The sequence below is a fragment of the Alcaligenes sp. LTN-3 genome (genome assembly GCF_059735605.1).
This window is the reverse complement of record NZ_JCAPDN010000001.1, coordinates 324,688-338,616: the sequence shown is the minus strand read 5'-3', so window position 1 is coordinate 338,616 and position 13,929 is coordinate 324,688. Positions and strand designations below refer to the sequence as shown.

The 13,929-nt window shown below is 55.9% G+C and carries 13 protein-coding genes; 7 read left to right on the top strand and 6 right to left on the bottom strand.

Annotated features, from left to right (window positions below):
- Nucleotides 1-5 precede the first annotated feature (5 nt).
- Both AC6I6N_RS01570 and AC6I6N_RS01565 read right to left on the bottom strand, forming a co-directional pair.
- A complete protein-coding gene (locus AC6I6N_RS01570; RefSeq protein ID WP_108727324.1) occupies nt 6-929 on the bottom strand; it encodes a DNA/RNA non-specific endonuclease in 924 nt (307 codons plus the stop codon).
- 186 nt (nt 930-1,115) lie between these two features.
- Nucleotides 1,116-1,517 (bottom strand): DUF1090 domain-containing protein, encoded by a 402-nt coding sequence (locus AC6I6N_RS01565; protein WP_230018566.1) that lies wholly within the window; start codon nt 1,515-1,517, stop codon nt 1,116-1,118.
- Between the two features lie 347 nt (nt 1,518-1,864).
- Between AC6I6N_RS01565 and AC6I6N_RS01560 the strand changes: the two genes are divergently transcribed.
- On the top strand, nt 1,865-2,185 hold the full coding sequence (locus AC6I6N_RS01560; protein ID WP_230018568.1) for a DUF202 domain-containing protein: 321 nt from the start codon (nt 1,865-1,867) through the stop codon (nt 2,183-2,185).
- A 17-nt stretch (nt 2,186-2,202) separates the two neighbouring features.
- Here AC6I6N_RS01560 and AC6I6N_RS01555 read toward each other — a convergent pair whose 3' ends face one another.
- The 3 genes from AC6I6N_RS01555 to AC6I6N_RS01545 all read right to left on the bottom strand — a co-directional run bounded on the left by AC6I6N_RS01555 (nt 2,203) and on the right by AC6I6N_RS01545 (nt 5,459).
- A complete protein-coding gene (locus tag AC6I6N_RS01555; RefSeq protein WP_199827879.1) occupies nt 2,203-2,670 on the bottom strand; it encodes a PaaI family thioesterase in 468 nt (155 codons plus the stop codon).
- Nucleotides 2,671-2,710: 40 nt separating this feature from the next.
- On the bottom strand, nt 2,711-4,540 hold the full coding sequence (locus AC6I6N_RS01550; RefSeq protein WP_321266181.1) for an SLC13 family permease: 1,830 nt from the start codon (nt 4,538-4,540) through the stop codon (nt 2,711-2,713).
- Between the two features lie 112 nt (nt 4,541-4,652).
- The gene (locus AC6I6N_RS01545) at nt 4,653-5,459 is read right to left on the bottom strand and encodes a sulfite exporter TauE/SafE family protein (protein WP_094196410.1); all 807 of its coding nucleotides are present in this window, start codon (nt 5,457-5,459) and stop codon (nt 4,653-4,655) included.
- A 106-nt stretch (nt 5,460-5,565) separates the two neighbouring features.
- On the opposite strand from AC6I6N_RS01545, the gene AC6I6N_RS01540 reads away from it, so the two are divergent.
- Nucleotides 5,566-6,333, top strand: a complete 768-nt coding sequence (locus AC6I6N_RS01540) for an AraC family transcriptional regulator (protein ID WP_497942792.1) — start codon at nt 5,566-5,568, stop codon at nt 6,331-6,333.
- Nucleotides 6,334-6,454: 121 nt separating this feature from the next.
- Here the strand turns inward: AC6I6N_RS01540 and AC6I6N_RS01535 are convergent, their stop codons facing one another.
- The gene (locus AC6I6N_RS01535; protein WP_249462124.1) at nt 6,455-7,360 is read right to left on the bottom strand and encodes a hypothetical protein; all 906 of its coding nucleotides are present in this window, start codon (nt 7,358-7,360) and stop codon (nt 6,455-6,457) included.
- Nucleotides 7,361-8,202: 842 nt separating this feature from the next.
- Here AC6I6N_RS01535 and dapD point away from each other — a divergent pair.
- The 5 genes from dapD (at nt 8,203) to AC6I6N_RS01510 (ending at nt 13,871) form a co-directional block, all read left to right on the top strand.
- Nucleotides 8,203-9,021, top strand: a complete 819-nt coding sequence (gene dapD / locus AC6I6N_RS01530) for a 2,3,4,5-tetrahydropyridine-2,6-dicarboxylate N-succinyltransferase (RefSeq protein WP_497942789.1) — start codon at nt 8,203-8,205, stop codon at nt 9,019-9,021.
- Between the two features lie 2 nt (nt 9,022-9,023).
- Complete coding sequence (dapE, locus tag AC6I6N_RS01525; RefSeq protein WP_108727322.1) at nt 9,024-10,160, top strand: succinyl-diaminopimelate desuccinylase; 1,137 nt, start codon at nt 9,024-9,026, stop codon at nt 10,158-10,160.
- Nucleotides 10,154-11,077: a 50S ribosomal protein L3 N(5)-glutamine methyltransferase gene (prmB, locus tag AC6I6N_RS01520; protein ID WP_094196406.1), complete on the top strand. Its 924-nt coding sequence runs from the start codon at nt 10,154-10,156 to the stop codon at nt 11,075-11,077. The genes dapE and prmB overlap by 7 nt, the downstream gene beginning before the upstream one ends.
- Nucleotides 11,074-12,999, top strand: a complete 1,926-nt coding sequence (locus AC6I6N_RS01515) for an ABC-F family ATP-binding cassette domain-containing protein (RefSeq protein ID WP_094196405.1) — start codon at nt 11,074-11,076, stop codon at nt 12,997-12,999. Before prmB ends, AC6I6N_RS01515 begins: the two co-directional genes overlap by 4 nt.
- A 494-nt stretch (nt 13,000-13,493) precedes the next feature.
- Nucleotides 13,494-13,871, top strand: a complete 378-nt coding sequence (locus AC6I6N_RS01510; protein ID WP_230018577.1) for a hypothetical protein — start codon at nt 13,494-13,496, stop codon at nt 13,869-13,871.
- The last annotated feature ends 58 nt before the right edge of the window (nt 13,872-13,929 follow it).

Below are 13,929 nucleotides of genomic sequence, written 5' to 3'. Positions count from 1 at the left end.
CGCCTCTATCCCAAGGTTTTCAGGCTGGAATCGGGCAACAAATGCAGCCCAGTCCGACGGACAAACTCTTCGTAGCTGATGGGTGGGCTAACGCGAGTGGACGCCTGATTCGCCTGCCAATGTACCCAGGAGCGTCGAGTGCTTGCGTCGTACACCAACTTGAATAAATGACTGGGAACGGCAACCTGACTAGAGCCAATGCTTGCCGCACGGCGCGCATACACTGGCCCGGTAAAGACATAGACATTACCGGCAGCACGGGCGACGTATTTACGAGTATCCGCTTCAATCTTGTTCCAGGGACCGGCATTATGAGTCTGATTTTGCGGCACCATATTAGCCAAAGAAAAGCTTTGGGCCATACTCTGTTCAGAGGCCATGTCCCCTGCCGGAGCCATATGTCCACGTGAAAATCCCGAGCCCCGGTAGTCATTCAGTTCGGCGCGTTCCGCCTGAGGCAAACGGCCTTCGGCATAAAAACGATCCGTACGCTTGACGCCCTTGGCCGACTGAATCTGTTGCCGATTCAAACGCTGCACAACAAACACCGGGGTTTTGGTTTGGCCGCTATGCAAAATCGCAAAAGCGCTAAAGCATAACTCCCGTTGCGCATAAGCCATGGGCACAACAGGCCGTGAACCGGGAAAGAACTGGGGGCATTGCGCAAAAGAGGTCTGGACATACCCATCAATGGCAGCGGGGACGGGCGCACTGTCTTGCTGAACGACCGTGGGCCAACCCAAAGACACCAGAAACGGCTCAAGACTTTGCCAGTTCAGCCCCTGTGGATGAAGCCAAGCAGTCGCAAGCCCAAAACTAGTGAGGGCCGCTGCAATGACTGATTTCAAAAATCGGGACGGGCTACTCTGCCCTACCTTCTTTCTACTACTGGTTTTTGTACCGCGACGACCTGTGCTTTTTCTGCTCATACCACTCTTGTTTTATGCTTGGTCGGCCTACATCATTGCGCCGACTGCACCTGTGATTATAAGCAGTCCTTTCTATATAAAAGGAACGTGCCCCCACCGGGAGCACGTATTTCCTTCTGACTCCTGCCTTTTTCAGTCCATTTGATGAGCCTAGCAGAAGCGGATTCAAAAGCTGGAGCGCGCTTCTTACTTTGCGCTCAAGGCCTGCAGCTCTTTCAATTCCTCTTGCAACTGCTCCAGCTTGGCGCGATCGCGCTCCAGCTTTTTCTCCAGCTCCTGCACCTTGTCTTGCCGCCCTTCAGCACGCTTTTCGGCGATTTCGTCAATACGATCCTGAATGTCCTCTTCTTGCTCGCGGATATCATCCTGCACATCGCGCAGCAAGTCAGCATCTCGACAATGCATTTGCACATTGGCCAATGCGCGCTGCAGACCACGCTCGCGGTGCACATTCCCGTGCTGGCGCGCATAGTCGATCTGGTTCTGGATCTCAGCAGCCCGATACTGGCAAGCTGGGTTATCCGCCCAGGCGGGCAAAGCCATCACACCTAAAACGGCACTCACGCACCATACAGAGCTTTTCATCATGATTACTCCTGCTGTGTTCCTGTGGAACACCATCATACAAGCGCATTCGCTGTTTACCTGGAGTGGACGCTTATAACAAACTTCGTCGTCTTGTCACGAATACGTGATTAAATTCGAAGATTCCTTCGTTTATGTCATGATCAAGTAACAGAATTGTCGCAAATTGTGCCAAAGAACTTACACAACGTGTCTTTAAGCATAAAACAGTTCAGTTACACTCAAAATCCTCATAAAGCAAACTTTTACTTTTCATCGTGTCCAACATCACCATCAGGAAATGGATCTTTTTCCTGTGCGCTGCTTTGATTGTTTTGTGGCTCTTTCCCTTTGCGCACATCAACGAAAGTTTGCTCAACTCCTCCCAGGCGTATTCCGCCTGGCATACCAGTGTGCTCAACTCCTTGATGCCTTTGTCGATCCTGGCGGTTGCCAGCTTGATCTGGGCAGACAAAGCAGTGTCCGCCTGCCTGGCCATGGCCGTCAACACCGTCTTGTTTTCACTGGCGATCAAAAATATCTGTGATACCGCCGACCGTTTCTCTCACGTGTGCGGTATTGATGTTTCTGTTTCCTACGGAGCCATGCTCTATGGGCTGGGCATGGCGGCGCTGTGGGTATTACTACTTAGCTATCGCTGGAAAAATCCTAAAGAGCGGTCCGGTCCCTGATGCAGCTCAGTCTGGTATCAGGACTTCTCCGCCCGCCCCTGCATCACCATAATCGTTTGCTGCATCAACGCACATAAGGTGTGCTTGCCCTCTTCCATGGCAAATACCTCGGCCTGCGTCACGATCAAACTGCGGCCCTGACGAACCACAGACCCTCGGGCCAATAAAGACTCCCCTTTGGCCGGCGCCAGAAAATTCAGCTTGTATTCCACGCTGAGCACGCTGGCGCCCAAAGGCGTACAGGTCATGGCGGCATATCCTCCGGCCGAATCAGCAATCATGCCCACAACACCGCCATGTACAAATCCATGCTGTTGCTGAACCCCCTCCCAATGCGGCAGATGGATCTCGACCAGGCCTGCCTCGACCAACGGCATGGTGGCGCGAATCAAGCTCATTGCCTGCTGGCGGGAAAAACTGTCTTGCACGGCTTGCCGCATGGATGGGTCCAATGCGGGCTTAGCAGAAGCGAGGGCTGAACGCATGACTGAGATCTCCTTGATTTTTATCGTGGATACAGCGGTGTCAAACGGGATTGAACGGCCAGAAAACGGGAATCAACATCACGCCCAAGACCCAGAAAATCAAGTTCAAGGGCAAACCGACTTTCAGAAAATCCGCAAACCGATAACCTCCCGCGCCATAGACCATCGTATTGGTCTGGTAGCCCACGGGGGTTGCGAAACTAGTGGAAGCGGCAAAGGTCACTGCGATTAAAAAAGGCGTGGGATCAACCCCCATCATTTTGGCCGTGGACATCCCTATGGGCGCCAGTAACACCGCAGCGGCGGCATTGCTCATAAACTCGGTCAAGACCAAGGCCATCAGATAAACCACTGCCAGCACCGTCAACGGCCCAAAAGACTCGACCAGGCCGACCGTGTTTTCCACCAGAAACTGGGCGGCCCCCGTCTCACTCATGGCCAATCCCAAGGGCAACAAACCAGCCATCAAGATAATGATGCGCCAATCGATGGCGTCGTAAACATCATCTGCCTTCAGGCAACCGGCCAGCGTCATGGCTACGGCCCCGAGCAATGAGGTGACACTGATGGGCACCCAGCCCAAGGCAGGCACCACAATCACCAAGGCCATGGTGACCAGGGAAAAAGGTGCGCGCCAGCCCATTTCTTTTTCAGCCTCACGCTCGGAGAGCACAATAATATTGCTGTCAGCCCGCAAGTCAGCCGCCTCGGAGGCCGGGGTCAACATCAACAAAATATCGCCCACCTGTAAACGTACAGCACGCAACTGCTCACGCAAGACCTGGCCACGGCGATGAATCCCCAACACAGTGGCATTCCTGTGCCAGCCCGCCCTCAAGCTGCCCAAGGTACGCCCGCTGATACGCGAACGCGGCGCTATCATGACCTCCGTCAAAACCTGATCAACCTGTTCAAAAGATCGTTGCTCCAACTTGAACTGCGGATCTACTTCCAGACCGGCTTCTTTGCGCAACTCATCCAGCTTGGTCCAATCTCCACGCGCCAACAGCACATCGTCCTGCTCAATCTTCTGCTCTCGCGGCCCCCACACTTTGATATCACCGCGCAACAGCTCCAGCACAAAGACGCCATACTGCTCACCCAACTTTGCGTCGCCAACAGACTGACCGATCAAGGAGGAGTCCGGCATGACGCGCAGTTCGGTTATGTACTTGCCCAACTCATATTGCTCGACCAACTCGCCACCGCGCGCCGCAGGCAATAGCCAGCGCCCTACTGTCAGTAAATAAATACAACCGACTGCCATGCAAATGACACCCAGCTTAGTGAATTCAAACATCGTGAAGCCTGGATGCCCCATGTCGCGAGCAATGGCATTGACCAACAGGTTGGTAGACGTTCCAACCAAGGTACAGACCCCGGCCATTTGCGAGACATACGACAAAGGAATCAGCGCTTTGGAGGCTGACATGCTTATCCGTGCGCTAGCGGCCATCACGATAGGAATGAATACCGCCACCACTGCCGTGTTATTGACAAAGGGGGCAATCACCGCCAGGACCAGAAACAAAAGCACCAGAAACTGAAGTGGGGAGCGGGCCTTGCCCAGCAAATCCCCAATCCCTGACAGCGCACCGCTATTTTGCAGGCCGGCGGCCAACACAAACATCGCAGCGACGGTGACTGTGGCCGGATTACTGAAGCCGCCTACGGCCTGTTCAGGAGTCACCAAGCCCAGAATAGCCAAGGTGCCAAGCACCAATAAAGCAATCGCGTCGATTCGGAGTTTTTCTGTGGCAAACAAGACAATCGCAACTAAAGCCAGGCCCAAAACCACTGCAATTTCGCTTGTCATGCTGCCCCACTCCTGTTTGTTCTGTGCTGCCAAGTATAGGTAAAAATGCAGCACTCCAAGCGCTGCATTTCGCCGTACTGAACAAAAAAACACAAGTTTTTCAAAACAGGCAAAGCAAAACCTGCTGCATCAGGTAGATGCTGATACCGCAGCACCCTGGCCAGATCTAGACTAACAGCATCACCAGGAACACCCCTGCCAACAAGGCGATATAGGCTTTGGCGTGAATGCGGTCGGGGATCTTGCCAATCCAGCGTGAGGTAAAACGAATCCCCAGCCAGGAACCCAGCACCAATACCAGACAGGCACGCAGGTCGATGTAACCCGCATGCCAAGGCCCCAATGAGTCTGCATTCCAGGCCAGCATCGCGTAGCTCAGGCTGCCCACCACCGCCATAGGCAAGGACAAGGGATTTGCCGCTGCTGTGGCGGCCGTCATGCTGGCACCGCGTCGGCGCATCAAAGGTACCGTAATCACGCTCCCGCCCACGCCCAAAAAGGCGGCGATCGCACCAATAAGAACGCCGGCCCCGGCGCTGCTGGCCTTGCTTAAAGGGCGCATGGCCTTGCTTGCTGTCTGCGTAAAACCCGCTCGAAACAGGCTATCAAGAATCGTCAGGCCCAGATACACAACAAAAACCCAACGCACCCAGGCCCCACTCAAGGCCATGGCCGCTACCGCACCGGGAATCGCCCCCAGGGCGATAAACCAGAGCAAAGGACGCACCTGCCCCCAAGGCACGGTGCCAGCCTTGTGATGACGCCAACTGGACAGGCCAGCCCCAAAGATCATGACGCAGGTGGACGTGGCCACCGCAATATGCATGGCCGCCTGCCCCATCTGGCTGTCTACGCCATACAGAGCAATCAACACCGAATACAGCACGGGAACCACCACAAAGCCACCACCGAAACCAAACAGCACGGTGGTCACCCCGGCCAGCAAACCAAAAAACAGCAATAGCAAATACATAGCCGCCCATCAAAAGAGATACCAAAACCCAAGAATAGGTCGCTCCGCCTTGGCTGACATGCTAAAACCGGTCATTAATACTTTCGTTTCGGCCAGAGGCTTGCTGATGCACAATGTACGACTGGATAGCGTGGATGCCACCCCCCGCCCCTTGCTGGCGATTGGCACGGACTACGCCCCGGGCACTCTGCTGGACTTTCATGTACACCGGCGGGCGCAAATGCTCTATGCCATGACAGGCTTGATGGAAGTAGAAACGGACGATGGCGCCTGGGTCATTCCACCCTACAGTGGCGTCTGGATTCCGGCCGGCAAGCGCCATCGCGTGCGCATGCAAAGCGCCAGTACGCGCAGTCTATATATAGAACCCGAGGCCGCCCCCCGCCGCAGCACTCATTGCGAAGTGCTGGTGATTACGCCCTTGCTGCATCACTTGCTGCTGGCCTCCCTGGCCTTGCCCGCCTTGTACGAGGAAAATGGCCGCGACGGTGCCTTGGCTCAGCTTCTCTTGCATGAAGTTGGCCTGGCACACACCATGCCGCTCTTTGCGCCCATCCCCCAAGATTCCTCCTTGGCCGCTCTGTGCAAAGCATTCCTGGGCCAGCCTAATATCCAAAGCACGCCAGAACAATGGGCCAAGCAATTGAACAAAAGCCTACGCAGCTTCACACGTCTGTTCCGGCAGCAAACCGGCATGAGCTTTAGCGAATGGCGGCAACAAGCCTGCCTGTTGACAGCCTTGACCAAGCTGTCTGCCGGCCAATCAGTCACCCAGATTGCGCTGGACCTGGGCTATGACAGTGCCAGTGCCTTTTCCACCATGTTCCGTCGCCGTTTAGGGCAAGCTCCCAGCAACTTTATTCGTGTTCCCTGACGCGTCGGGCCAGGCAGCAGCTTGATCGAAGCGGATACAAAAAGGCCCCCGAAGCTCTGAAATTCGGGAGCCTTGCACCGCTCGCTTCAAGGGATAAGCGGTTCATCGTCGTACAAAGGGCTTAACGCGTGATACGCGCCCGCCCACCAATCGTGGCCGCCAGACTGGCCACAAAGGCACCGACCAACAAGGATGCAAATGCCCACAGCGCGAAAGCAGCAGCAGCCTTGCGAGCGGTATCTGCTGCTTCGCGTGCTTGCTGCTCCAACTTCTCGGCTGTTTCCTTGGCTTGCATTTGAACTGAGTCCAGACGTTCCTTGGCCTGTTCAGGCGTCAGACCGGTGCGATTGGCCACCAGGCGCAGCAAGTAATCCTGATCCTGCTGGGACACCTCACCTTCTTTCAGGCTGCGCGCCAGAATGCGGCTGACTTCACGCTCAGGGTTGCCCGTGTGTGCCGATGCGTTGGCAGGGTCAGCCGGACGCAACAAGGCGTCGGTGAAATAGCTCAGACCTGGACCTTGAGCATGATCTTTCCCTGCCTGGCCCACAACCGCCGACGCGGCACCCACTCCGGCCCCAGCCAGATTCGCCCCTGCCTGTGCCGTACCTGACACCACGGAGGCAACGCCCGAGCCCAGCAAGAAAACGCTGACAACCACACTGACAGCCCACACAAGAAAGCCATGCGCCGTATCGCGGAAATGAACTTCGTCGCCATGCACACCGGCCCAGTTAGTACGCAAACGGCCAGTGACATAACCCGCAATGCCATAAGCGACGATCTGTGTGACAAACAACCAAACAATCGTGCCGATAGCCATGGTGGTGCCCGAGGCCCCGTCATTGCCCCAGGGAGAGATCGCCATGAAACCCAGCCCCGTCCCGCCTACCAGCAAGGTAGCCGTCAAGGCTGCGGCGATCACCGCGCCCCCGATGATAGCTCCCCAAGACACCGCGGAATGCGATGACTCTGCGCCGGCGTGCGTACCCAAAGCTGTCTCCGAACCCAATTGTGTTGTAGCCATGATGACTCCTTACTCAAGATTGTGATCGCAAATACCTTAGTGCCAAAACAAGGCCAGCAAAATGATGATAGGAATAGGGACACCTAAAAGCCATAAAAGAATCGATCTCATAACCCCTCCATTAAAATGAAGAAACAAGAGCAAAATCCGGCTAAAAAAAAACAGCACAATCATTCTAGGCAGATAAAAATCGAATGAATTTTAAAAAATGTAAAAAACACTACTGAATCATTGAGCATAATGACGACCCCTTTTTCTTCACACCAACACGGAAACATGCGTAGGGAGAAAACGGTCAACCGCGTTTTACTTAGCGCTCACAGAGGAAGGGCAGAAATTTTCAAGCTGAAAAACAATCCGACACAAACGCCAAGCCAAGCCTGATCAAGAACACTGCATACGATCACCACAGTAATTGGCGCTTATTTTTTATTATTTTGAAATAATTAATTACGTAGACGACTTAATAAAATAAACGCAATAAACAATAAAAAAATAGTCCTATAAAAAAAAAGAAATTTTTATCAAAAAACAAGAATTCAGAAAAACCGCCTTAAAAGAAAAAGAAACAGCGCAAACATGCACGTCCAGCCATGCTGCTCGTACGGTTTCACGGCTCAATCCTGGTCCAGAAACCACAACCGTCCCCCTTCACCCACCCTCATCCCACACTCATCTGCTCTCAAAAGCGACAAAGAAAGCCATAAAACCGTGCATGGATGGGGCAGACTCGGTTATTCTGTTGCCTCCATTCAAGCACGGCCGCTGCGGTAGTTAACCGCGCATCATGCGCCTTTATTCCGGTACTGCCCATGACGGCCTGCATTCACAGAGCCTAGCCTATGAGCGACCTCCAAAGTCTGATCGAGTCAGCGTGGGAACAACGAGCTTCCCTCAGCCCCCAAGAACACAGCATTGAACTGCGCACGGCCATCCACACCGTGATTGAAAAGCTGGATTACGGCTCCCTGCGCGTGGCGGAAAAAATCGACGGACAGTGGCAGGTCAACGACTGGATCAAGAAAGCGATCCTCCTGTCCTTCAGAATCAACGAGAACCGCGTGATGGCCAGCGAGCCCGCTCCCTTCTACGACAAAGTGCCACTGAAGTTCGAACAGCATGATCAGGCCGCTTTTGCCCAGGCCGGTTTTCGCGCCGTCCCCGGTGCGGTGGTGCGCCAAGGTGCCTACGTCGCTCCAGATGTCGTGCTGATGCCCTCGTTTGTGAACATCGGCGCTTATGTCGGTGAAGGCACCATGGTCGATACCTGGGCCACCGTGGGTTCCTGCGCCCAGATCGGCAAGCATGTTCATCTATCGGGCGGCGTCGGTATTGGCGGGGTATTAGAACCTCTGCAGGCCAACCCCACTATCATTGAGGACAACTGCTTTATCGGTGCCCGCTCCGAAGTAGTGGAAGGGGTCATCGTGGAAGAGAACTCGGTGCTGGCCATGGGCGTGTTCCTATCGCAGAGCACCAAAATTTACGAGCGCGAAACGGGCAAGATTTATCAAGGCCGCGTCCCTGCAGGTTCGGTGGTGGTCCCTGGTTCCCTGCCTTCGGCCGATGGGCTGTACAGCCTGGCCTGCGCCATCATCGTCAAGCGTGTGGATGCCCGTACCCGCGCCAAGACCAGTATTAATGATTTACTTCGCGCCTGAACATGAGCACTGACTTTTCCGTACTAGATACCCTTAAAGCCCTGATTGCCCGCCCCTCGGTGACCCCCGAGGACGCCCACTGCCAGCAATGGCTGGGCGCCAGGCTGGAGCAAGCGGGCTTTAGCCTGGAACATCTGCCCAGCGGGCCGGTGTCCAACCTATGGGCCCGCCGTGGCACCGAAGCGCCCTTGTTTGTTTTTGCGGGTCACACAGATGTGGTCCCTGCCGGGCCAGAAGCCGCCTGGGACTCGCCCCCGTTTGAACCTACCGTGCGCGATGGACAGCTCTATGGCCGTGGCGCTGCGGATATGAAGGCCTCGATTGCGGCCTTCATCCACGCGGTTGAAGAATTTACCCAGGCCCATCCTGAGCACAAAGGTTCGATTGCCCTGCTACTGACTTCGGATGAAGAAGGCCCGGCAACCGACGGCACCGTGCATGTTTGCCGGGTCCTGAAAGAACGTGGCGAACAACTGGACTATTGCATCGTGGGCGAACCCACTTGTTCACGCCAACTGGGTGACACCATTAAAAATGGCCGTCGTGGCTCCATGTCCGGTCATCTGATCGTAAAGGGTCGCCAGGGCCACGTGGCGTACCCGCAGTTAGCGATCAACCCACTGCATATATTCGCGCCTGCGCTGCACGAGCTGACAGACCGCATGTGGGACGCCGGCAATATCGACTTCCCACCTACCAGCTTTCAGATCTCGAATATCCATGCCGGTACTGGCGCGGGTAATGTGATCCCCGGTCAGTTGGATGTGCATTTCAACTTCCGTTTTTCCACCGAGCAAACCCCTGCCGGCCTACAAGCCGAAGTGGAGTCCATTTTGCGCCGTCATGGTGTGGACTTCCAACTGGAATGGACAGTAAGTGGCGAGCCCTTCCTGACCGAGGCTGGCCCGCTGAGCCAGGCCCTTGCCAAGGCCATCGAAACCGAAACCGGCGTACAAACCGATCTGTCCACGACAGGCGGCACCTCCGATGGCCGCTTTATCGCTAAAATCTGCCCTCAAGTGGTCGAATTTGGCCCGCTCAACGCCAGCATTCATCAAATCAACGAGCACGTTGCGGTTGCTGACCTTGAGCCTCTTAAAAACATTTATCGCCGTACACTGGAATCCCTGCTTTGTTAAGCCCTTGCATCGATCATTCCTCCCTGCTTCAAGCCCAGCAGGAACTGCGCACCGTGCGCGACGTGTTGCGCTGGTCTGTCAGCCAGTTCAACCGCTGTCAGTTGGCCTTTGGCCACGGCAGTGACAATGCCTGGGACGAGGCCGCCTACCTGCTGCTGCACACCTTGCATCTGCCACTGGACACGCTGGACCCGTATCTGGACGCCATCATGCTGGAGTCCGAGCGCGCCGCCTATCTGGCTCTGGTTGCCCGCCGCTGCAACGAGCGCGTGCCCGCCGCCTACCTGACCGGCGAAGCCTGGCTGCAAGGCCATCGCTTCCGCGTCACCACCGACACCATCGTGCCGCGCTCTCCGATCGCGGAATTGCTGGCAGAGCAGCTCCAGCCCTGGATTGCCGACCCAGACGCCATCTACAACGCCTTGGATTTGTGTACCGGCTCAGGCTGCCTGGCTATTTTGACGGCGCTGGCTTTCCCACAAGCGCAAGTCGATGCGGTGGATCTGTCCGATGCCGCGCTAGAAGTGGCGCAGTCGAATATCGATGCTTTTGAGCTGAACGATCGCATGAGCCTATACAAGAGCGATCTGCTGGATCAATTGCCACAAACCGCCTACGACCTGATCATTTGCAACCCACCGTATGTGAATGAGCAGTCCATGCAGAACCTGCCCCAGGAATACCAGCACGAGCCACAACTGGCTTTGGCTGGCGGTGACGACGGCATGGACCTGGTACGTCGCATTCTGGAAGCAGCCCCCAATTTCCTGTCGCCTGAAGGCGTACTGGTATTAGAAATTGGCAATGAGTACGACAATTTCATCGCCGCTTTCCCGGAGCTGGAGCCTATCTGGCTAAGTACGGAAACCGCTGAAGACCAGGTGCTCTTGTTAAGCCGGGAGCAACTGGCTCTGTGATACGCGCAACTGGAATTACGCTGCGTCGCGGCGTCAAAGTCCTGCTGGACAATGCGGATTTCATCGTCAATCCGGGTGAGCGCCTGGGCATTGTGGGCAAGAACGGTGCGGGCAAGTCCTCGCTGTTTGCTCTGCTGCAAGGCGAGCTGGATCTGGACGGGGGTGACCTGAGCATCCCCGAAGTCTGGGAAGTGGCCAGTGTGCGCCAAACCATTCCAGACCGTGACCGCCCTGCCCGCGAATTTGTTATCGACGGCGACGAGCGTCTGCGTGCCTTGCAGGAAAAACGCGCCAACACGCCCGATAGCGATGGCCAGGCCATTGCCGAGCTGGAAAACGCCCTGATCGAAGCCGATGCCTGGTCCGCCCCTTCGCGTGCCGAGCAACTGTTGGCCGGCCTGGGTTTCCGCCCCGATCAATGGATGCTGCCCGTGCGCGAGTTCTCCGGTGGCTGGCAAATGCGCCTGTCCCTGGCCCGCGCCCTGATGGCCCCTTCTGACCTGCTCTTGCTGGACGAACCCACCAACCACCTGGACTTGGACGCCATGCTCTGGCTGGAGCGCTGGTTGGGTTCCTACCCCGGCACGGTCCTGCTGATTTCGCACGACACCGAGTTTCTCGATGCGGTGGCCCGTTCGATTCTGCACGTGGACCAAGGAAAGTTGGTTCGCTACAAAGGCGGCTACAACGACTTTCTGGTGCAACGTGCCGAGCGCGTCCAACAAAGCCAGATCGCCTACGAGCGCCAAACCCGTGAAGCCGCGCGTCTGCAAAGTTTTATTGACCGCTTCAAGGCCCAGGCCACCAAGGCCAAGCAGGCACAAAGCCGCGTCAAGGCTTTGGCCCGCATGCAGACCGTAACGCTCTTGCGCGACGACTCAAGCGTTTCCATTCGCCTGCCCTCGCCCGAGTACACCCCCGATCCCTTGCTGACATTGGATCAGGCCGATCTGGGTTACCCCGGTCAGGACAAAGCGATTTTGAGCCAGGTCCGCCTGATGGTGCGCGGCGGTGCCCGTGTGGGTATTTTGGGGATGAACGGTGCGGGTAAATCCACGCTGGTCAAAACCCTGGCTGGCAAGCTGGAACCTATCAAGGGCGAACGCCTGGAATCCAAGGGCCTGGTAATTGGCTACTTTGCCCAGCACCAGTTGGACTCCATTGACCCGGACTCCACCCCCCTGCAACATCTGGCGCGTCTGGCTCCGGATGTGCGCGAGCAGGAACTGCGCAATTACCTGGGCTCTTTCGGTTTTAGCGGTGATATGGTCACCAGCCTGACTGCCCCCTTCTCCGGGGGGGAAAAGGCGCGTCTGGCCCTATCCCTGATTGTCTGGCAAAAGCCCAATCTGCTCTTGCTGGACGAACCAACCAACCACTTGGACGTAGATACCCGCGAAGCCCTGGCGGCTGCTTTGGCTGACTACGGTGGCAGCGTACTGCTGGTATCTCACGATCGCCACTTGCTGCGTTCTACCGTTGATTCGTTCTGGATCGTGGCCGATGGTCAGGTTCAGGAGTTTGACGGCGACCTGGAAGACTACCGCGACTGGCTACTGGCCCGCAGCGCACAATCACGCTCGGAAGCTCGCCAGGAAGCGCGTGCTGATACGGGCAATGAAGGCACAGACCGCAAGACGCAACGCCGTCAGGAAGCCGAGCTGCGCCAACGTCAGGCCCAGCAACGCAAGCCCCTGGAAAGCCGCTTGAAGAAAGTGGAGTCGGCCATGGAGAAAGCTCAGCTGCGTTTGCAGGAGCTGGATACCTTGATGCAGGACCCCGACTTTTATTCGGACAGCTACAAGGACCAACGGCCCGCCTTGATGACTGAGCATGGTGAACTCACCAAAACGCATCAAACGCTGGAAGAAGAATGGCTGGAAATTCAGGAAGCGATGGAAGAAATTGGGCGGCAGGTCTAGCACCATCAACTTCGTTCTGCTCATGAACTCCTGAAAAAGAAGGCGCCATATCCACCAGGATTGGCGCCTTTTTTAGCTCTTGATGGTCTGTAAAACACGCATTGAGGCTTTACGAGATTGCTGACACCTTGGGGCTGAGACAGGGCTATGGCACAGGTACTCTCAACCTGGCTATGACACCCCACGTCCTGCGTTTTGCTGCAGTACGTCATTCACTGCCTGCGTTTAGCTAAGGCGATTCCGACCGCTAGACAGCAACAAGCTCATATCAGCCAAGCTCCTCTCGAAAATTGAATCGACAACTCAGCGTCCTGATCACTTCTTCCCGAAGCTGGCACAGCCCCACTAAGCGCACAGCAGACCCACAAGGGAGTCTTTCACCTATTCCGGCGAATAAAGCACACACGGCGAAAGAACTGCCCGAGCAGGCGGATTAATGGTACAAAGCAGCGCATTCACTTTGAATCATTAATCGGCTTACTCAGGACCCGCACATGCACCTTGCTACACAGGAATTCCCCCGTATCTGGATCTCGAACAGCTCTCCATCCAACTGGAAAGCAGAACTGGAAGCCTTGCTGAATCAAGGACAACGCTTTGTCTTGCTGACCCGCGAGCTGCCCGGTGCAGAGGAAGGTGCGGACAAGGAGGCGTTCTCGCAATGGATCAAGGACAACCGCAGCCGTTTAAGCGTTTCCTGTGCCGCCAGCCTGGTGGTCGTGGACAATGCCTTGATGGCCTTTTCCCTGAATGCCTTTGTCGCCCCCTTGAGCGAAAAACTCGGCTTTCCGGTACGTGTGGTGCATGAGGACGATCTGGACGCACAAGTGACTGCGTTTCTGCAAGCCAAGCCGGAAATGGAAAACAGCTAAGCGGCATGCTCTCACGGACAAGTGCTTATCAGCCGGACGCGAAGGGCTCGCTTTTTGA

Bases quoted from the DNA above. Each gene is read 5' to 3' on its own strand.
- AC6I6N_RS01535 (WP_249462124.1), bottom strand. From the start codon at position 7,360: ATGGCTACAACACAATTGGGTTCGGAGACAGCTTTGGGTACGCACGCC.
- AC6I6N_RS01510 (WP_230018577.1), top strand. From the start codon at position 13,494: ATGCACCTTGCTACACAGGAATTCCCCCGTATCTGGATCTCGAACAGC.
- dapD (WP_497942789.1), top strand. From the start codon at position 8,203: ATGAGCGACCTCCAAAGTCTGATCGAGTCAGCGTGGGAACAACGAGCT.
- dapE (WP_108727322.1), top strand. From the start codon at position 9,024: ATGAGCACTGACTTTTCCGTACTAGATACCCTTAAAGCCCTGATTGCC.
- AC6I6N_RS01570 (WP_108727324.1), bottom strand. From the start codon at position 929: ATGAGCAGAAAAAGCACAGGTCGTCGCGGTACAAAAACCAGTAGTAGA.
- AC6I6N_RS01545 (WP_094196410.1), bottom strand. From the start codon at position 5,459: ATGTATTTGCTATTGCTGTTTTTTGGTTTGCTGGCCGGGGTGACCACC.
- AC6I6N_RS01540 (WP_497942792.1), top strand. From the start codon at position 5,566: ATGCACAATGTACGACTGGATAGCGTGGATGCCACCCCCCGCCCCTTG.
- AC6I6N_RS01555 (WP_199827879.1), bottom strand. From the start codon at position 2,670: ATGCGTTCAGCCCTCGCTTCTGCTAAGCCCGCATTGGACCCATCCATG.
- AC6I6N_RS01565 (WP_230018566.1), bottom strand. From the start codon at position 1,517: ATGATGAAAAGCTCTGTATGGTGCGTGAGTGCCGTTTTAGGTGTGATG.